Source organism: Candidatus Methanodesulfokora washburnensis (genome assembly GCF_003947435.1).
GTDB classification, from domain to species: domain Archaea; phylum Korarchaeota; class Korarchaeia; order Korarchaeales; family Korarchaeaceae; genus Methanodesulfokora; species Methanodesulfokora washburnensis.
In genome coordinates this window covers 15,453-34,076 of record NZ_RCOS01000113.1, presented here as the reverse complement: position 1 = coordinate 34,076, position 18,624 = coordinate 15,453, and the positions used below count along the sequence as shown (strand labels likewise).

Genomic DNA, 18,624 nt, shown 5'->3' with positions numbered 1-18,624 from the left:
TTCTGATCTTTTCCGCCTGTGCTATCCTGTTAGATCAGTAACCAAACAGGGATAAGGGATCAAAAGCAGCGATAAAGAAGACAGCATAATATATTAGAAGGCTTGTTATGATGAAGAAAAGTGCCCTCATATACCTTTTGTGGTACAGTGGAACTATCATGAACATCAGCTGCACTAGCCATAAAAATAAATTAAAGTTCCTGAATGCATCTGCTTTAGTCAGCATCCACACGCTTGACACCCAGACGCTGAACTCTGCTATAAGAAGGGATATGGGAAATGTTAATAATGCATAGATAATCCCAAAAACTGCTTCAAAAAGTAACTTCTTCAGGGTAAGAGGGGCCCTTAACTTAGTTGGCTTAGCTGGAGGTCTTATAGGTCTCCTCAGCATGAGCACACCTTGTTGTCAGCTAGACTTGAATATTTAACCATGTGCGGATTTTAGTTTATATATAAATAATTGCAAAATCAATAGAAAATCCCATAGTTTCTATCATAAGATTAATCGTCTATACTTTTATATAGCTTATGAAGGCCAAAGCGATGAACATATTCAAGCAGACTATAGGTTACATGCCTACAGCAAAAGCCACCCTTGCACAGCTCTCTAACCTGATTGGATGAGGACCATCCCAATAAGCCGAGAATCTCCTAGCTTTAGCCGTGAAGAATGTCAAAATCTCACTAGTGTACCTATAACTTCGCCTTTTAGAGCTCTCTCTATCGACTCAGCATCTGGTGGCACTATAGCTAGGGGTATGTTTGATCTCTTAAGGACTAGGAGAGCCAGATGATCTAAAAGATCATATTTTCCTGGAAGAAACTTCTTTTCAAGGATTATCCTCTCCAGCTCGTCATAAGTCATTCTATCATATTTTCTTGCATTTGGATCCTCTTTCGGATCCCTCTCATAAACTCCTCCCTTCTCAGAAGCCTTTACTAAGATATCCGCTCTTATTAGCTCTGCCATTATCGCAGCTACTGCATCTGTTGACTGAGCTGGAGCTATTCCTCCCATTATAACAAGACCTTTAGAGTCAAGACCTTTGACGGCCTCTTCATATGATGAAGGGACATAAGGATAGGAAATATCGAAGAGAGCAGAGATTAAAACCATTGCATTTAATCTAGTTGCCTCTATGCCAATGATATCTTGGACTGCCTTTGTTGCACCGAGCTTCTCCGATATACTTATGTACTCCCTTGCTAATAAACCTCCTCCTGCTACCACGACAATTCTATTTCCCTCTCTTAAAAGTCTTCTTAAAAGATCTGCTATCTCCTTTATCTCGCTTATTTTTCCTTCTCTCAGTTCATTGAATATATGACCACCCAGAAGGAGGACTATATTCAATAGAATCACCTCTTCTCAATAAAATCTTATTGGTTTATCCAGCTTAGATAAAAGGACGACCTTGCTTTCCTTCTGCTCATCTATAATCTTATAAGATGTTAGGTTTGCTATTTCTTTAGCAAAAGATCTAACTTCCTCATGCGATGGAGAGTTTTCTCTTGACATCCTCCTTCTTGAATATCCCACATAACTATATCCTTTTGGCTCCACGTAAGTGGGCTCGAATTTATCAATAAGCTCAGCAAATTCTTTTGCAAGATGCATGTTTACTCCTTTTATAGCTGTTATCCTCATGACAACAGGAGATGTAAGAGATTTTATCAGAGAAAGAGTTTTTACAACTTTATCCCAAGCATCAGGGACAAGAGGTCTTGAAATTCTGTTAAAGGATTCCCTGTTTGGAGAATTAACCGTTATATAAAGCTGAGTGGGCTCTGTGGAAAGTCCCTCTATTACATCAGGCATGGAGCCATTTGTCACTATAAATGTGGTCATCCCCCTCCTTTTGTAGGCTTCAACAAGCTCTCCTATGTAAGGATAAAGGGTGGGCTCTCCTGTAAGTGATATAGCTGCGTGTTTTGGATTCTCCGCTTCCTCCAGCATCTTTTTGCTGAATACTTTGACTCCTTTGTACCCCTGAACAATCATTCTCTGAATTCTTATTGACTCCTCTGCTATTTCTTCGGGATCATCCCATTTATAACTCTCATCTGGAATCTCTTTCCATCTCATTTCCGGAGGAAGATCGCTTGCATTAGTCCTCCAGCAGTGAAGGCATTGAAAATTACAGTATATGCTTGGTGACATTTGTATGCATCTCCAAGATGGTATACCAAAAAACTTATGTTTATAACATGTTCTACCTCTCATTATAGCTTCTCTGAACCAAGAACACGGTTTTAAGGCTGAATGATTTAGTATAAGCTGATATCCCTGTCTTCTCATGAGCTTTCTCAGCGAAATCTCGGCTGGAATTTCCACAATAAGATTCGGATATCAAGCTATATATAGTTTTCCTAAGGAAGCTTAGAAGGGATAACATGGCAATAAGCAATAGGGTAAATCAGAGGACAGTTCTACTTCTCATATCTCTAATTCAGTCAGGAGGAAGGGATAAGCCAATAAGTTTATCTGATTTAGCAGAATTCACGGGTATACCAAAACCTACCTTAGTTAGATGGTTTAAGGAGGCAGAAAATGGCGGATATGTAATAAGAGCTGTTAAGGGAAAGAGACATCACTTTATAGTGAGTGCCAAGGGGCTTGCTCTTCTCAATGGAGTTTGTGAGCTTATATCCTCCGGAGAAAAGCCCATTGAAAGAATTGCTGGCGAGGTTTTCACGGGACTCGGAGAGGGAGCATATTACATGTCTCTCGAGGGCTACAGAAGGGAGTTCCTTAAGCACCTTGGTTACGAACCCTTCAAGGGGACTCTTAACTTGAGGATAATATCAAAATCCGCTATATATAGTGTTATAAAGTGGATTGAAAAGGTCAGGCCTGTCATAGTGCCGGGGTTTACCGAGTCAGGAAGAACTTTCGGAAGTGTCAGAATATACCCAGTTAGACTAAATGGAGAGTTATGTCATGCTATTTTTCCAGAGCGAAGGCACTATAATGCTGATGTCATAGAAGTTATATCTAAGGATAACCTCAGAAGAAAATTGAACCTGAAGGATGGGGATATAGTAACTGTAGATCTGCTAAGCTGGGACTGACAGTCATACAAATGAGAATTTTTAGTATTAAATTTTATAACTATAAAATTATTAAGTTAAATTGTTCGAAGAGGCTTGTAATGCTGCTTTAAGTAATCTAAGCATCAATTACCTGTTCATGGCACTAAAAACCTTGGTTCCGCCTACATAAGTTTCCAGAACACGTAGCTTCCTCAGATCATCGACCTTAAATGGATCTTCTTCTAGTACTATGAAATCAGCCAGTTTCCCTTTCTCAAGAGAGCCCAAGTTCTCCTCATCAAATAACACATAAGCAGATCCCTTAGTATAACAATAGAGAGCCTCCTCCAAGTCTAAACATTCTTCCTTTGTGATCTCATAAAGAGGTAGAGATTTGCCTCCTCTTGTTACAGCAGCATAAACTGTTTTCCATGGGTTTAAATCCTCCACAGGACAATCTGTCCCAAAACCCAAGTTTATGCCGCTTGAGAGCATCTTCTTGAATCGATAAACCCACTTTGCTCTCTTTTCTCCAACTCTATTTAATACCCACCAATCTGTTATGACAAAATGAGGCTGAACGGATAACACGACTCCAAGCCCACTAATCCTAGTGATTTGGTCATCACGCACTACAGATGCGTGCTCTATTCTATGCCTGTTTTCGAAAGTTTTTATATTTTCGTATATATCAAGTATCATATCTATGGTTTTATCTCCTATTCCGTGCACTGCAAGCTGGAGTCCGCTTTTATCAGCTTCCTCTGCTATCCTCCTCAACTCTTCCCTGCTTATATTTGGATTACCACTTGTGAATGAATCGGAATAAGGTTCTGAAAGCCAAGCCGTCCTAGCCCCTAATGAGCCATCTGCTAGGATCTTCAACCCATTTATTCTCAAGAACTCATCGCCAAATCCTCTTTTCATCCCTAAGTTTCTCAATGTTTCCAGAACTTCTGGATTTAAATAGACTCTAATCCTAATTTTCAACTTCTTCTCGCTGTTCAAATGATATAGAGCTATTAGACTATTTCTATCACAGCTAACAAATCCGACTGTTGTTACTCCTTGAGATGCAGCAAAATCTATGGCCTTAGAGAGAAATCTTATGTAGTCCTCTTGAGTTAAATCTTCCTTCACTTTTTCTCTCACTCTCTCAAGCGCTTTTTCCATAACGATACCGATGGCTTCTCCTTTCTCATTCTTAATTACATTCGGATCTTCGCTTTTCAAAAGCCCGGTCAACTCCATTGCTTTAGTGTTAAGAACAGCAGCATGAACGCAGATTCTAGTGAGTACAACAGGTTTATCCCTAACTACTTCATCTAGATCCCATCTGGTCGGAAATCGCTTTTCTTTGAAATTTTCTTGATCCCATCCATGTCCTAATATCCATTTATTCCTTCCATTATGGGATCTAAGTCTCTCTTTTAGATCTGTTATGCTTTCAACGCCTTTTAGATCAAGCATCTCCAGATACATGCCAAGCTCATCTAGATGAACATGAGAATCCACAAAGCCAGGAAGAACAACTTTTCCTTTAAGATCTATCAATTTTAGGTCAAGTGCATCTACTATATTTCTCGCTTTGTCTTCATCACCCGTATAAACTACCCTACCATTTATAACAACGAGAGAGTCTGCTATTTTTGTTGGTTTGAAGGAAACATAAATTTTTCCATTAACAAGACAGAATGAGTTTTCCATCTGGCAGTCATGACAAATCTTTCAATAAAAACTTGCGTAGCAAAAAGGTTCTTCAGTTTCCTTTCTCGATTCGAGTCAATAATAAATATTTAAATTCTAGGTGTAGATCTGAGAGATGAGGATCTTATGAGTACTAGAGCACTAAGGCTAAAATTTGTTGTGAGGGAAGATCATACTTCATTTATAAAATGGTTTGAGAGATTAAGAAAATGGGTTGAGACTGATGAGGAGAGGGCCCTTCTCTCGCTAAGCAGTGAGGGAGATGCATTTTATGTCCAAATTCCAGAGACAATTCTAGATACAGAATCTGGTCTGCTTCAATCCCTAGCTCTAGTGATAGACAGTTTGCCTCATGGAGATATCAGGTTAGAGGATGTTGAGGCCGATTTCTCTCACATGCCAGGACCTTCCAATGGGGCTGAAGGGATAAACAGGTCTCTTGGTGCGAGAGGAGTTATGCTGGGTGCAGTTTTGAGGCCTATCCAGGGAATACATCCAGCAGATTTGGCAGATGTCTCATATAAACTCATATCAGCAGGCTTAGACTTTGTAAGAGATATTCCAGGTTTGATCAACCAAGAGGCATCTCAAATAGGCTTAAGGATATCTCTTATAGAGGAAAAAATAGATAAGATCAAAGAGGAAACTGGAAGAAGGGCAGTTTACTGGGTAAATGTGACATCCAAACTGGAGAAACTTGTAGACATAGTTCAGAAATCCCTTGATAGTGGTGCAAGGACATTATTTTATGATTTAAATGTGGGGTGCATGGACGGCATTGTTACGATCAGAGAGGAATTTGGAAAGAGAATTTTTCTATACGTAAACCTTCCATCATATCAGAGCTCTTTTTCTCCATCCATCTTGGCTAAGCTTGCTAGACTTTATGGTGCCGATGTCGTGGAGAGACCTGGCTATTACGGAACAAACAGAGAGGAAGTTCTCAGCATAGATAGGGCTCTCACATCAGGAATTGAAGTTAAGAAATCTCTGCCAGTAGCAAGAAACATTCATCCAGGGGAGGTGGAGGCAAACTTAGCTATTTTTGGGGAGGAACAAGCAATAATAGCTGATGAAGCAGTATATGAACATCCAATGGGAGAAGAAGCAGGAGTTAAATCCATGAGGGAATGCATAGATGCCTTTCTCAGAGGGGAAAGACTTCCAGAAATACTTAACAGCCATGAAGAGGTGAAAGTAGCGGTAAAGAAGTGGGGAATCCTTGCAACTCAGTGATAACTTTCAGGCCGAAGCATCAGTTTTAATCAGTATTCGCTCATTTCCACAGGAGTTTCTAATCCTTCTTTCAGGAATTTAGGCAGGTTTACGCTGGAGAACCATCCAAACTCTTCTTTAAGTATCAATATAGCTGCTTCTGGAGGAATTACGCCCTTTTCTGTTACTATTAGATCGACATAAGAGGCAGGAGTGACATCAAAAGCAGGATTTCTGACTTTCACTCCCGGGTTGTCTTTTAGGTACTGTGTTTCCACTATTTCGTCAGCTGGCCTCTCCTCTATCCTTATGAGAGATCCCAAAACAGTCTCTGGAGAGAATTTATAGGTCTCAGCAGCTACAATAAAATTGACTCTGGCCTCATGGGCAGCTAAAGCAATCATGGACGTTCCTATTTTGTTCACTACAGCTCCATTTGCAGCCACAGCATCAGCTCCTACAACAACTTTATCTACATGCTCCATGAAAAATCTAGCAGCCGAATCCACTATGAGAGATACAGGTATCCCTTCCTTGGCAAGAATCGATGCTGTTATTCTTCCTTGATACCTGGGCCTAGTTTCAGTAGATATAACCTCAAACCTCTTCCCACTTCTCCATGCATTCACTAGAATACTTACAGCAGCAGTGCTATGGCAATGAGTCATTATAATATCTCCATCTTCTATTCTTCTCGATCCATACATTCCTATTAGATCAATGGCCTTAAGAGAGTTCTTGTAGAACTCGTCAGATGCCTTAAATACACTTTCCTTTATTTCATCCTTAGTCCTTCCCTCCTCATATGCTTTATACGCCCTAACCATGACATATCTTAATGCGTTGGGCAGGGATACCGCAGTAGGTCTTGTCAGTAGAAGCACTTTAGCAGCATCATCAAGATCTCTCAGAAACTCCTCCCTATTGGTGGCCTCCGATTTTGCTGCAGCTATACTTAATCCCCTTACAGCCGCTCTAGCTATCTCGCCGGCACCCCTTATTCTCATATTTTTTATATCTTCTGCGAGCTTAAGGACTTCTTCAGGCACTGTCATAAGAAATATATTTTAGCAGGGTCATCTTATTAAATGCACATCAAAGTGGGATGTTGTGGCTTCTGCTTCTCTAAAAAGAAATATTACAGTTTATTCAATGTAGTTGAAGTGCAGAATACATTTTATAAAATTATATCTCAGAAACTCGCTTCTTCTTGGAGAAAGGAGTCCCCTGAATGGTTTGAATTTGTTCCAAAAGCATGGATGGCTCTCACTCATGATCCAAACAGCACTTTCTGGAGGAAGAAAGGCCTTCCACATGGAAGAAATGTAGGGTTGCTCAGATGCAGTGAGGATAATCTCAAGTTGTGGAAAGAATTTCTAGAGTCTATTAAGCCCTTAAACCCAGAGCTGATCATATTTCAGAGTCCCCCTTCTTTTGAAGCTACAGAAGAGAATATTGATAATGCATACAGATTTTTCAAGTCCATAAGGGGTGATGTAGACAAAATTGGCTGGGAGGTAAGACATGAAAGCTGGAAGGACAAGTTAGACAGTATTCTAAGGGAACTTGACATAATACATGTAGTAGACCCTCTATACGATAGACCTGCGCTGGTTGGAAGAACCTCTTACTTCAGGCTTCATGGAGGAAGAAAGGGAAGGAAAATAGTGTATAAGTACAAGTATGGGGATGAAGAGCTCTCTCATCTCGCTGAATTCATATCTGGCTTGAGTTCTGAGGTCTCATATGTGATGTTTAACAACTCCTATATGGGAGAGGACTCCCAGAGGTTCTTGAGTGTACTGAAATCTATAAGTACATCCACCCCTCAAGAGAACTCCAATCCCAAGTGAGGTCCTCTGGAACATAATTCCCGTATATTATAGATCCCCTCCATACACTGAACTGCGGATCTGCTATCATGGATGGCTGAGAATCAATCCCCAGCTCCCTCAGCTGTATTCTTATTTTCTCAGGAGAGCTGACAGCAACACCCTCCATTCCGTCAGGAACCTTCCAGTTGAAGGCACCCCCTGAGAGTATTATCCTTCTCACTAAGCTGGATTGTATCTCTACAGGAGTCTTAGATATTGAGAGCCTGATTGCCTCCGCAATGCTCACATTTCCGGGTATAACCTCCCCTCCCACCACAGTATCGGCTGGTGGAGCGAATCCTCTAGTGTAATAACTCTGGTAAAGCTCATGTCCTGGATTAAAGAAGAACTCACCTATTAGAAACCTCATCCATGCCTTGTCTCCCATATCTACGCTAACAGTAGTTCCCGGTATTGAAAACCTGTTCTTCACAGCTCCTTTATGTGCCTTTGTCCATTCTATTGCTTTATCTAAATTTAATGGAACAAGACCAGCCATCTCCTTGAATATTCTGACGAATTTCTCCTCTCTTGCCAGATCCGAGTAGCCAATATCCTTTAATATCTGAGATGTAATTCTGTCAGAATCGTAACCTCCTCTGTTTAGTGGAATTAGAGCAGCTCTTATCACATCCCTGCTTATGGGAGTGACTTGTGTGTTTCCATGGCCTGACTCTATCACAGTGCATGTAGTGGCTTTTTCAGCTATAGCAACAGAAAGAGGCTGGGGTATTATTGTAACAGCTTTTATAAGACCTCTTCCATGTTCCTCATTTACCTCTTTATGGATCTCAAACATCCTCTCGTACATGTAAGTTGGTGATTGAGCTGCTAGAGCAACTACAACGTAAAAACCATCAAAAGGCCTTCCGCTTGGATCATATTTTCCAGGATAGTACTTTTCGAGTGTGTACTTAATTATCTTTTTGACAATCTTCCAACCTCGCTCATCATCTCTTGCTATTACACCATTTCTCATGGGATAATAGAGTCTAGATAGATCGGCTTTTGATTCCAAGTACTCCGATACAGCAGGTCCTACTATAACTTCCTCAGCAGCAAGACCTCTTATCTCCGCTGATATTTTGGAAATCTTGGGAAAATATCCTCTATTTTCTATGAAATCTGGGTACTTTCCCCTCCATATGGGGCCGAATTTAACCAAACTGGTGCCGAAATCCAGAGCAAATACAGGTCTAATTACAACCCCCAAGCTTACACCTCTGCTTCCGTGAATCTATAGAGGGAGGATATATCAACTTTGTTGGTCCTGTTTATCTTAACACCTTCCCTCTCTAAGATCTTTCTCTTCAAGTCCACTCCATAAGAGTACCCTCCAAGGCTCATATCACTTCTTATCACTCTATGGCACGGAATAATCAAAGGAAAAGGATTCATACCCATTATCCTTCCCATAGCTCTTGGGTTCATCTTAAAAAATTTGCCTAGTTCCCCATAAGTACAGACCTTTCCACGAGGGATCCTCAACAGAGAGGTAAGAACACTCCAATTTGGGGTCTCGATGAGGATGTTAAGATCAACAGAAACGGGCTTTCCCATGAATAAATCAAATATAGACTCGGCTACTCTTCTTGCTCTCTCCTGAATGCGAGGATCCACCTCACCATGAAACTTCTTGATATCATAGTTTCTTTTCAGATAGAAAATTGCTTTATCCCAGCTGTCAAGAGGCAAAGTGTTGCAAAAAAGTTTTCCCTCTCTGAACACCATTCCCACAAAGAATTTATTTACCTCTTCGATCACAATGTATTCTTGCGACCTCACAGAAGAGAACTGCAAATGTAAGTTAAAAATAGGTGTTTTTTATGATAGAAATTGATGGGAGCTATGGCGAGGGAGGTGGGTCCCTCTTTAGATATTCCCTCGCCTTGTCAGCTCTCTCAGGGATACCCGTAAAAATCAAGAATATAAGGGCTAAAAGAGATCCTCCTGGCCTAAAACCTCAACATCTAGCTGCAGCCAAGGTGTTGGCTGAGATATCTAGTGCAAAAGTAAGTGGTCTAGCAATAGGATCTACTACTGTTGAGTTTATTCCTGGAGAAGTAAGAGGTGGAAGGTACAAATTTGATGTGGGTACTGCAGGAAGCGTCTCGCTTATAATACAGGCGGTTTTACCTGTTGCGATCAGGGCAAATTCTCCCATAGAATTGGAGCTTATAGGTGGTACGGATGTGAGGATGGCACCTCCAGTTGATTATATGAGAAACGTATTTCTTAAAAATTTATCTCTTATAGGAATAAATGTAGAGCTACAGCTGATTAAGAGGGGTCATTATCCGCGGGGCGGAGGAAGGGTATTTCTCAGGATAAATCCAATTTCAAAGATAAAAAATATAGAGATGGTAAGACTTGGCGAGATAAGGAAAGTAGGGGGATTAGCCCATGCAGTAAGACTCAGAAAGGACATTGCTGAGAGAATTGCATTATCTGCTACAAAAATTCTTAAAAACGAAGGATTTAACCCTGAGATCGGCGTGGAATGGTCAGAGGATGGCCATCTTGGTCCAGGGGCTGGAATAACAGTGTGGGCAGAGTCCAATAGCACAATAGGAGCAGATTCTCTTGGTGAAAGAGGGAAACCGAGTGAAATAGTAGGAAAGGAGGCAGCATTAAAACTAATTGATGAGATAAGAACAGGAATGGCTTTTGACAGGCATACAGGGGACATGTTAATACCCTATCTTGCAATATCTAGTGGAAGGTCAGCTATTGGGGTGTCCAATCTGACGCTTCATGCAATATCAAACATATGGCTATGTGAGAAATTCTTTAATATAAAATTTGATATAAAGGGGGAAAAAGATAAGCCCTGTGTAATTGAGGTTGTTGGGAAAGGGATCTAATCTTGAACGACGAGCTTGAATTTATTGTAGAGGAGATCTCAAGAAAATCAGGTAAAAGTAAGGAAGAGATATGGAATATGGTAAGAAAGTATGTAGCTGAATATGATGGAATATTGAGAGAAGATGGAGCTGTCTACTTGGTTGCTCATGATCTTGGGGTGAAATTAGAGCAGAAAGCGGAGAAAATAAAGGGACCTGAGATAATCCCACTGGAAAAAGTAGTTCCTGGAATGAGAAGGGCGATGATAAGAGGAAGGATAATTAGGATGATCGGCGTGGTGCCATATATTTCTAGGGATGGGGAAAAAACCGAAAGAGCTGAATTTTTCATATCAGACGGAAAGAAAACTGCAAGAGCTGTTGTCTGGAGTAAAGGCATAGTTGACAGAATAAAGAAAGGGGAAATCCAAGAAGGGGATGTGGTGATGATATCCAGAGCAAGAATAGGAAGAAGAGGGGAAGAGATCTCCATAAATATCGACTCTGAAAGCGAGATAAATGTGCTGGAAGGAGAATTTCCTGAATATCCAACTCCATCAGCTAGAATCTTATCGGTAGCTGAGATTTTATCTGAAGAATTTCCTCTCCCTGAAGTTGATGTAAGAGGGATATTATCAAATATATTTCAGCCAGCAGAATTTTCTAAGAAGGACGGGGAAACTGGAAGAAGGGTGACTCTTACTCTCAGGGATGAGAAAACCGGAGATGAGATAAGAGTGGTCTTCTGGAATGAAAAAGTAGATCTTCTGTCTGGTGTGCAAATTAACAGTCCAGTTGTACTGAAGAACATGAGAATAAGAGAAAGAAACGGATCCATAGAACTGCACTCAACAGCTCTGACAGAAGTTTTCGTGGAAGGTCCTCAGACAAGTGGCTTTTTCAAAGGGGAGATAATTTATTTATCAAAAATAAGGGATATAGCTTTAAGAAACGGTTCCAAGAAAATGCTGTACTTTATAATAAAAAAGAATGGAGAGCTATTGCCAGGCAGAGCTTGGGATGATGCAGCAGAGATGCTATCTAGGACAAGAGTTCCGTGCCTCGTCGAGATTAAAGATGCATATACAGTAAAATTGGGAGATAGAGATTTTCTATCGATAGATAAAGGTTCCAAGATTAGAATTATAGAGAGTAGAACAGAAAGTGGTGCTTTTATGGATTACTCGACTGCAAAAGGTATTATATACACGAAGACTTCGATATCGGAAGCTATTGGAGGTCTTGTTGAAGTGAGGGGTCTTGTGAGCTACGTGGGAGATATATTCATAAGATGGTATTGCGAAAAGTGCGGAGAAAGAGTTGAAAGAGAGTACGGAAAGTTCATATGTCCCAATTGTGGTGATACTACAGGTCTTCCGAGACCAAGTTTAACCATATTTATAGATGATGGAACCGGAGTTGCAAAAGCGGTAATAACAGGAAAGGATGTGGAACAGGTAGTGAAGAAGTCTGTTGAAGAAATGCTAGAGGAAATAGACATGAAAGGGCTAGAACTAGACAGGTACTCTCCTGATGATCTGAGGAATAAGCTCAATGGAGAGGAGGTAATTGTTAGAGGGTCGGCAAGGATAGGAAATGACGGTGTACCGAGAATAATAGTAGAGGAGATGGAAGCTCCTAAGGTGGAATATGAGATATCCTTTCTGACAAACAGGGTCAGGAATATGATTACTGAGCTATCGAAGGGAGGCGATAGATTTGACCAGAGTGATAGTGGAGAACAGGGAGCCTGAGGAAATATTCTTAGGACTGAGATCTAGGGGGATATGGGCCGAGAAAAGGCAATTTGAGCCAGGGGACTACATTTTAGGAAATGATACATGTATAGAGAGAAAAACCGTTAGAGATTTTCTATCCTCTATTTATGATGGAAGGCTCTTTAATCAGGTAAAGCGAATGAGAGAACTATATAAAAAAGTAGTCCTTATAGTAGAAGGAGATCTCCTCGGGCTAGACGGGAGGGAGAAGAAGATACTGTATTCAGCTATCTCCAGAATCATAGCGGAGGGAATATCGGTTGTAAACACTCCTGACAGGGATGCAACAGTAGAATTCATTGCATCTTTAGCCGAGAAGAGACAGAAAGAAGGCTTACAGTCCATAACAGCTAGAAGAAAGGGAAGGGTGGAGGAGAAAGAGAGGACTTTGTTCATTCTTCAAGGATTTCCTGGGATAGGGCCAAAACTATCAGAAAAACTTCTAATAAAATTTGGATCCCTAAAAGGAGTTTTTAATGCGAGCTATGGGGAACTAAAAAGCATCCTAGGAGAGAAAAAAGCAAGGGCATTTGTTGATACTCTTGAAAAAAGATTTATCAGGAAGGAGGAGGAAAAAATCACGGATTTATCCTTGTAGGAGTCCTTGGGAATGGAACAACATCTCTAACGCTATCAGCGCCGCTTATCCATCTAGCTGTTCTCTCTATCCCCAGTCCAAATCCTGCATGAGGGACTGTTCCATATCTTCTCAAGTCTATGTACCACTTATAGCTCTCAGGATCCAAGTTTTCCTCCTTTATTCTAGTCAGCAACTCGTTCAGATCATCGATCCTCTGTCCTCCCCCGACTATCTCTCCTATACCCTCTGGTGCCAGAAGATCTGCACACACAACCTTTCTCGGATCCTCTTGATATATCTTATGGTAAAATGCTTTTGCTGTTTTTGGATAATGAGTGACAAATACAGGAAGGTCAAACTCAAGAGATATAGCCCTTTCAGCTTCTGCTCCTAAATCCTCCCCCCATTCTATCCTCACTCCTTTTCTCTTAGCTATCTCTATCGCTTCATCGTATGTTATCCTTGGGAATCTCCCTGATGGAGGTTCAAATTTCCTCTTTAATATGCTCAGCTGATCTGCAGCCCTCTCGCATACTTTCTCCACGGCATATTTAAGTGAGTTTTCGACTATATCCATCATAGAATTTAAATCTGCCCACGCCATCTCGGCTTCTAGATGCCAGAATTCAGTTAAATGTCTCTTGGTTCTAGATTTTTCTGCCCTAAAACTCGGTTGTATTGTGTAGACATTGTCAAAAGAGAAAATCATTGCTTCTAAGTAGAACTGAGAGCTTTGAGTTAGATAGGCCTTCTTCCCAAAATAGTCCACCTCAAATAAGGTCGCTCCTCCTTCAACAGCTGTTCCAACAAAAGTGGGAGCCTCAACTCTAGTAAATCCATGGGAATTATACCATTCCTCAAATGCTTTTATTAGCTCACTTCTTATCCTCAAAAATGCCTGGGTCTTCCTTCCTCTTATATGAAGGTGCCTGTTATCAAATAAAAATTTCTTTCCCACACCTGGTTTTATTGGAAACTCCTCAGCATATCCGACAACTTTCAAATCCTCTGCTTCTATTTCCAGTCCGTTTGGAGCTCTTTTATCCAATTTTACTTTGCCAGAAACAATTACAGAACTCTCCATGCTGAGTTTTCTTGCTTCCTTCATTTTTTCCTTTCCTATTCTGTCTTCTCTGAAGACAACTTGTATAACTCCAGTTGAATCTCTCAGTATGATAAAGGTGAGTCCTCCTAGTTCCATCTTCTTTCTAACCCATCCAGCCAGTTTGACCTCTGATCCAGCCAGTTTATCCGTGATTTCATCTATATAGTGGGATCTAGCAAGCCTTATCCTCTCGCTCATAGGATCCCTTACGGGGTCAAAGTATAAATCTGTTTCTAACAAGTAGCAGAGGGTGCCTTCATGTTTGATATAAGGAGAATAGTAGAAACCGCTAACAGAAATGGGTTCATCAATGTGATAAAGGAACCTGTTAATGTTATACATGGAATCTCATATCATTTAAGACTTCTAGATGGAAAAGGACCTGTTTTGTTTGAGAAGCCAGTAATGCCGGATGGAAAAGAGAGCAAATTCAGAGTTTTAGGAGGAATAGCAAATAATAGGACATTTATCAAGCTGCTTTTGGGTCTTAGTACAGAAAGGGATATCTCTAAGAGGATACTGGAAGCAATAAGCTCAGGAATAAAACCTATAGAGGTAGAAAAAACAGAAGCTCCTGTTATGCGAAATTCTGTAGAGGGAGATAGGGTGGATATAGGTAATCTATTGCCTATCCTGAAGCACTACAGTGGGGAACCATCTAGATACATAACAGCAGGTATAATTATAGCATATGATAACGAAAACAAGATATTCTCAGCATCGTACCATAGAATGATGCTCATCTCCAAAAATATTCTTACATTAAGAATAGTTGAAGGAAGAAAACTTTACAAACTTGTAAAAAGAGCTGAAAAGAACGGAAAAGATCTAAAGGTTGTGGTATCCATAGGCTCAGAGCTAGGTCTTATCATAGCAGCTGCTACTCCAGCCGAGGACAAAGACAGGGTGGAAATAGCAGGCTCAATACAGGGAGATCCTATATCTATTGTTAGAGAGGAGGATCTGGCAATACCTGCCTTCTCGGAGATTGTCTTGGTTGGGAGGATAATACCTTGGGATCTAAGGGAGGAGGGGCCATTTTATGAGATAATAGGGAAAGATATAATAAGAAAGCAACCGATTTTAACTATTGATAGGGTTCTTTACAGAGATGAGGCTATATACCAAGCTATACTTCCTGCTAGCAAGGAACATGAGATGTTAATGGGACTTCCAGTGGAGGCAGTTATATTCGACTCGGTTAGTAGATACTGCGATGTCACTGGAGTATCTATGACCCCTGGAGGATTTGGATGGCTTGAAGCAGCGATAAGCATAAGAAAGAATTTCGAAGGTCAGCCTGTTATGGCGGCAATTGCGGCGATAAATGCCCACAGAAGCCTCAAGAGAATTATTATAGTGGATGATGACATTGATGTATATAACTATGAAGAAGTAATGAGAGCTATTAACCAAAGAGCTCATGTTCCCGATGATTATATATTTATAAAGGGTGCTAGAGGATCAACTTTAGATCACAGTAACATAAGGTACATGGAGATTAATGGAAGGCAGGTTCCTGTGGCGCTGCCTCAATCCAAACTGATAATAGATGCGACAATAAAGGGTCCTAAAGAGCTTTATGAGAGACCAATAATTCCTAAATAAATAGATTTAATAAGATCAGGATTATAAAAACTTTGGCCGTTAATTATTGGAATTATTTTTCTAATTTTCTTGCGCAGGCATGAGAAATCAGTCATTTATTAGTTATATGATCCTTTAAAATTTTTGTATCCTTGTACAACTAATATAAAGTATGGGGAGTACTTAACCCAGTGCAGAAAACTTATATCCTCCAGAAGTAGGAATGCTTGTGGCAGGAAAAGCAGTAACGGTGATGGTAAAAACAGAGATACACGATCATTCCAACTATCTAATAAGAATGGAAATTCTAAATGAACTTCTTGAGGCCCTAGGATATAATGTAGCTTACAGAATGATACAGACTAGAAGCAAGCCAGCAGTGGATTATCTTCTCGGCAGAGGAAAGCTTGAGGAACTGAAGGACAAGGTTAAGGCGATAGATCCCGATATAATTGTATTTTACAACACCCTAACAAGTAAGCAAAAGTGGAACTTGGAGAAAGCCTTGAGAGCTGAGGTTCTGGATAGATACGATGTCGTTCTGAGGATATTCAATGAGACATCCAGAGACATACTATCTAAACTTCAGATACAATTGGCTGAGCTGAGAAAATCCTTTCCATACATAAAACTACAAGCGGCAATGAAATTCAAGAAGACAAGGGCAGGATTCAAAGGAGGCGGAGAGTATGCTTATCACAAACAAATAAATGCAGTTCAGAAGAGGATAAAGATACTCAAGAATAAGATAGAGAAAATAAAGGAGGCAAGAATGCTCGAAATAGAGAAAAGAAAAAGCAGAGGAGATAAGATAGCCGTGCTTGTGGGACACTACAACGCTGGAAAGACAACTCTTTTTAACAAACTAACAGGTCTTAATAGGCCGGTTGGACCGCTTCCCTTTACTACTCTCTCAAGCAAGTATGCAAAGGTTGGAGATAATCTATTGATAGTTGATACAATAGGATTTGTTGTAGATCAGGATCCAAGGCTTATATCCTCCTTTGAGATAAACCTATTGGATATTCTGAACTCAGATATTGTTGTGCTTGTGATAGATTCCTCTGATAAATGGGCTAAGTTCCAACTTAAGCTAAAGGAAGTGCTCAGAATTCTCGATAGCATAGGAGTGGCGAGAGAAAAGATAATTCCTGTTTTGAATAAATCTGATCTAATGAGCCCGGAGGAACTGGAATGGAGGTCAATAGAGCTTAAAAAAGCTGGTTTCGATAGAATAGTTGCCATATCGGCTGAAAAAGAGATGGGAATAGATTTGCTTGTTGATGAGATTAGGAAAGCTCTTAGAAAAGAACAGATAGAGCTGGCAAAAATCTGAGATTTATTATTCCATTTATGAAACAAAAATCAAAAACAAAATATTTTTATCTCCATCTTCTTCGCTATATGCGGTGATATTCAGTGAACAAAGGGCAGAAGTTTGTTCTATCTGTGATGTTAGGAGCTCTTGGAAATGTGCTTGGCTTTTCTTCGCTTGAGCTTCTAACGTTGATTCATCCACAAATAGCTTTGGATCTGTCCCACATAGGGACATTCCTCTCAGCTGGTATGCTAGGTCCTATTTACGGAGGCCTTACCGGTATCATAGTGTCTATATCCCCATACATAAGATTTGGGCTCCAAGGTGCATACGGACCGTTATTCGGTCTTTTGATCTTTCCGGGAAAAGCTCTCACTGGTATATTTTCATCTATATTAATGAGAAAAATTAGGCCATTTACAGCTATAGTGATTGGATATGTGCCAGAGTCGATTTTTACCTATTTAACCATGGCTATATGGGCTCCGGTCTTTATTCCTGGAATCTCACAATATGTAACCGAAACTGTTATATTAATGGTTCTTCTCAAGGCTTGGGCGGAAATACTGGTACTAGCTGCTGTAACAGAGCCTCTTTTGAGGAATTTATGTAAGAAACACCTAATCGAGTGTTATTGTGAGTGTCGATGAAGTTGTGATATATAATGCATTAGTATAGATTTATATATTAATTTTGCTATAGTAAATGAATCATCTCTCCTTCCCGGGCAGGGAGAGAACTCAACGAAATCCATCGATATCACATCGAACTTCTCAAAAATAGCTTTAAGGAAAGCTATGGCATCCCTGTAAGAGATACCACCCGGTTCAGGATATCCAACACATGGTATCACAGAGGGATCTATAACATCTACATCAAAGCTCAGATGGGCTTTCTTCCCCTCTATGTTGTCTAGAACTTCTAAATCGTCAGTAGATCTGATAAGAACTATTCTGCTGTCATTTCTAGCAAAAACAGCTTCCTCCAACTCCATGGTTCTCACGCCTATCAAAATTGCTTTCTCAATAGTGGGGAGATCGAGGACTCTTCTAGTCACGCATGCATGACTCAGCCTTGACCCATTGTACTCATCATACAAGTCTGCATGGGCATCCATTGCTATGTAGATACAAGCCCCATGCATGGATGATGCTCTTGAAGAAGCTATTGAAATAGAGTGATCTCCTCCTATAAGTACTGGAACTTTACCGTGCGAAAGGACATCTGATATAACATCCTTAACTAAATCCAAATTTTTCGCAATCTCTGCTGTAGGTTCTATTTCTTCCATCGTATATATAGAGTCCAAGGTCAAGCCCAAATCTATATCATATAGATCTATGTGTCTAGATGCCTCTATAATGGCAAGAGGACCAAATCTAGATCCGACCCCCCATGAAGAACCTATGTCCATGGGTGCCGGTATTATCACGTATTTTGACTGATCATAGTCTGAATCTATGTTGAGAAATCTCAGATAAGTCATTTATACCCCATGATACCTCTGAAAAGTAATATTTAGCTTTTCACCATTTGGTTCCGCAAAGTTTTTATGTAGGGCTTCTGTTAGTTAGTCAACCA

18 protein-coding genes are annotated in these 18,624 nt (G+C 40.3%); 9 read left to right on the top strand and 9 right to left on the bottom strand.

Features of this window, described 5'->3' with window-relative positions:
• Nucleotides 1–34 precede the first annotated feature (34 nt).
• The 3 genes from D6D85_RS09500 to twy1 all read right to left on the bottom strand — a co-directional run bounded on the left by D6D85_RS09500 (nucleotide 35) and on the right by twy1 (nucleotide 2,302).
• The gene (locus tag D6D85_RS09500; RefSeq protein ID WP_125671812.1) at nucleotides 35–394 is read right to left on the bottom strand and encodes a hypothetical protein; all 360 of its coding nucleotides are present in this window, start codon (nucleotides 392–394) and stop codon (nucleotides 35–37) included.
• Nucleotides 395–676: 282 nt separating this feature from the next.
• Nucleotides 677–1,357 (bottom strand): UMP kinase, encoded by a 681-nt coding sequence (pyrH, locus tag D6D85_RS09495; protein ID WP_161969806.1) that lies wholly within the window; start codon nucleotides 1,355–1,357, stop codon nucleotides 677–679.
• 15 nt (nucleotides 1,358–1,372) lie between these two features.
• Nucleotides 1,373–2,302, bottom strand: a complete 930-nt coding sequence (gene twy1, locus D6D85_RS09490) for a 4-demethylwyosine synthase TYW1 (protein ID WP_125671882.1) — start codon at nucleotides 2,300–2,302, stop codon at nucleotides 1,373–1,375.
• Nucleotides 2,303–2,397: 95 nt separating this feature from the next.
• Between twy1 and D6D85_RS09485 the strand changes: the two genes are divergently transcribed.
• Entirely contained in the window at nucleotides 2,398–3,075 is a 678-nt protein-coding gene (locus D6D85_RS09485) for a DUF120 domain-containing protein (RefSeq protein WP_125671810.1), read from the top strand.
• 108 nt (nucleotides 3,076–3,183) lie between these two features.
• Here the strand turns inward: D6D85_RS09485 and D6D85_RS09480 are convergent, their stop codons facing one another.
• Nucleotides 3,184–4,743 (bottom strand): amidohydrolase, encoded by a 1,560-nt coding sequence (locus tag D6D85_RS09480; protein WP_125671809.1) that lies wholly within the window; start codon nucleotides 4,741–4,743, stop codon nucleotides 3,184–3,186.
• Nucleotides 4,744–4,869: 126 nt separating this feature from the next.
• Between D6D85_RS09480 and D6D85_RS09475 the strand changes: the two genes are divergently transcribed.
• A complete protein-coding gene (locus D6D85_RS09475; RefSeq protein WP_125671808.1) occupies nucleotides 4,870–5,979 on the top strand; it encodes a RuBisCO large subunit C-terminal-like domain-containing protein in 1,110 nt (369 codons plus the stop codon).
• Between the two features lie 29 nt (nucleotides 5,980–6,008).
• Here D6D85_RS09475 and D6D85_RS09470 read toward each other — a convergent pair whose 3' ends face one another.
• The gene (locus tag D6D85_RS09470) at nucleotides 6,009–7,013 is read right to left on the bottom strand and encodes a ribose 1,5-bisphosphate isomerase (RefSeq protein ID WP_125671807.1); all 1,005 of its coding nucleotides are present in this window, start codon (nucleotides 7,011–7,013) and stop codon (nucleotides 6,009–6,011) included.
• Nucleotides 7,014–7,046: 33 nt separating this feature from the next.
• Here D6D85_RS09470 and D6D85_RS09465 point away from each other — a divergent pair, with 33 nt between their 5' ends.
• A complete protein-coding gene (locus D6D85_RS09465) occupies nucleotides 7,047–7,811 on the top strand; it encodes a DUF72 domain-containing protein (protein WP_125671806.1) in 765 nt (254 codons plus the stop codon).
• Here D6D85_RS09465 and D6D85_RS09460 read toward each other — a convergent pair.
• Nucleotides 7,768–9,045, bottom strand: a complete 1,278-nt coding sequence (locus tag D6D85_RS09460) for a hypothetical protein (protein WP_125671805.1) — start codon at nucleotides 9,043–9,045, stop codon at nucleotides 7,768–7,770. The genes D6D85_RS09465 and D6D85_RS09460 overlap by 44 nt on opposite strands.
• Before the next feature lie 2 nt (nucleotides 9,046–9,047).
• Entirely contained in the window at nucleotides 9,048–9,617 is a 570-nt protein-coding gene (locus tag D6D85_RS09455; RefSeq protein ID WP_237558810.1) for a methylated-DNA--[protein]-cysteine S-methyltransferase, read from the bottom strand.
• A 41-nt stretch (nucleotides 9,618–9,658) separates the two neighbouring features.
• Between D6D85_RS09455 and rtcA the strand changes: the two genes are divergently transcribed.
• Genes rtcA through D6D85_RS09440 form a run of 3 tightly spaced genes read left to right on the top strand, consistent with a single transcriptional unit; the run spans nucleotide 9,659 to nucleotide 13,051 of the window.
• A complete protein-coding gene (rtcA, locus tag D6D85_RS09450) occupies nucleotides 9,659–10,696 on the top strand; it encodes an RNA 3'-terminal phosphate cyclase (RefSeq protein WP_125671804.1) in 1,038 nt (345 codons plus the stop codon).
• 2 nt (nucleotides 10,697–10,698) lie between these two features.
• On the top strand, nucleotides 10,699–12,429 hold the full coding sequence (locus D6D85_RS09445; RefSeq protein WP_125671803.1) for a hypothetical protein: 1,731 nt from the start codon (nucleotides 10,699–10,701) through the stop codon (nucleotides 12,427–12,429).
• Entirely contained in the window at nucleotides 12,404–13,051 is a 648-nt protein-coding gene (locus D6D85_RS09440) for an ERCC4 domain-containing protein (RefSeq protein WP_237558815.1), read from the top strand. Before D6D85_RS09445 ends, D6D85_RS09440 begins: the two co-directional genes overlap by 26 nt.
• Here the strand turns inward: D6D85_RS09440 and asnS are convergent.
• Nucleotides 13,032–14,336: an asparagine--tRNA ligase gene (asnS, locus tag D6D85_RS09435; RefSeq protein ID WP_125671801.1), complete on the bottom strand. Its 1,305-nt coding sequence runs from the start codon at nucleotides 14,334–14,336 to the stop codon at nucleotides 13,032–13,034. The genes D6D85_RS09440 and asnS overlap by 20 nt on opposite strands.
• Nucleotides 14,337–14,396: 60 nt before the next feature.
• On the opposite strand from asnS, the gene D6D85_RS09430 reads away from it, so the two are divergent.
• The 3 genes from D6D85_RS09430 (at nucleotide 14,397) to D6D85_RS09420 (ending at nucleotide 17,693) form a co-directional block, all read left to right on the top strand.
• A complete protein-coding gene (locus D6D85_RS09430) occupies nucleotides 14,397–15,746 on the top strand; it encodes a UbiD family decarboxylase (protein ID WP_125671800.1) in 1,350 nt (449 codons plus the stop codon).
• Between the two features lie 208 nt (nucleotides 15,747–15,954).
• The gene (locus D6D85_RS09425; RefSeq protein WP_161969804.1) at nucleotides 15,955–17,061 is read left to right on the top strand and encodes a GTPase; all 1,107 of its coding nucleotides are present in this window, start codon (nucleotides 15,955–15,957) and stop codon (nucleotides 17,059–17,061) included.
• A gap of 83 nt (nucleotides 17,062–17,144) precedes the next feature.
• Nucleotides 17,145–17,693, top strand: coding sequence for an ECF transporter S component (locus D6D85_RS09420; protein ID WP_125671798.1), 549 nt, complete (start codon nucleotides 17,145–17,147; stop codon nucleotides 17,691–17,693).
• On the opposite strand, the gene speB is transcribed toward D6D85_RS09420, so the two are convergent.
• Nucleotides 17,675–18,529 carry an agmatinase gene (gene speB, locus D6D85_RS09415; protein WP_125671797.1) on the bottom strand — a complete coding sequence of 285 codons (855 nt, stop codon included), beginning with the start codon at nucleotides 18,527–18,529 and terminating at the stop codon, nucleotides 17,675–17,677. The genes D6D85_RS09420 and speB overlap by 19 nt on opposite strands.
• Nucleotides 18,530–18,624: the final 95 nt, after the last annotated feature.

Excerpts from the sequence above, each read along its gene's own strand:
- D6D85_RS09465 (WP_125671806.1), top strand. The coding sequence starts at position 7,047 with ATGCACATCAAAGTGGGATGTTGTGGCTTCTGCTTCTCTAAAAAGAAA.
- D6D85_RS09480 (WP_125671809.1), bottom strand. The coding sequence starts at position 4,743 with ATGGAAAACTCATTCTGTCTTGTTAATGGAAAAATTTATGTTTCCTTC.
- D6D85_RS09485 (WP_125671810.1), top strand. The coding sequence starts at position 2,398 with ATGGCAATAAGCAATAGGGTAAATCAGAGGACAGTTCTACTTCTCATA.
- D6D85_RS09475 (WP_125671808.1), top strand. The coding sequence starts at position 4,870 with ATGAGTACTAGAGCACTAAGGCTAAAATTTGTTGTGAGGGAAGATCAT.
- rtcA (WP_125671804.1), top strand. The coding sequence starts at position 9,659 with ATGATAGAAATTGATGGGAGCTATGGCGAGGGAGGTGGGTCCCTCTTT.
- twy1 (WP_125671882.1), bottom strand. The coding sequence starts at position 2,302 with ATGAGAAGACAGGGATATCAGCTTATACTAAATCATTCAGCCTTAAAA.
- D6D85_RS09500 (WP_125671812.1), bottom strand. The coding sequence starts at position 394 with ATGCTGAGGAGACCTATAAGACCTCCAGCTAAGCCAACTAAGTTAAGG.
- speB (WP_125671797.1), bottom strand. The coding sequence starts at position 18,529 with ATGACTTATCTGAGATTTCTCAACATAGATTCAGACTATGATCAGTCA.
- D6D85_RS09430 (WP_125671800.1), top strand. The coding sequence starts at position 14,397 with ATGTTTGATATAAGGAGAATAGTAGAAACCGCTAACAGAAATGGGTTC.
- asnS (WP_125671801.1), bottom strand. The coding sequence starts at position 14,336 with ATGAGCGAGAGGATAAGGCTTGCTAGATCCCACTATATAGATGAAATC.
- D6D85_RS09470 (WP_125671807.1), bottom strand. The coding sequence starts at position 7,013 with ATGACAGTGCCTGAAGAAGTCCTTAAGCTCGCAGAAGATATAAAAAAT.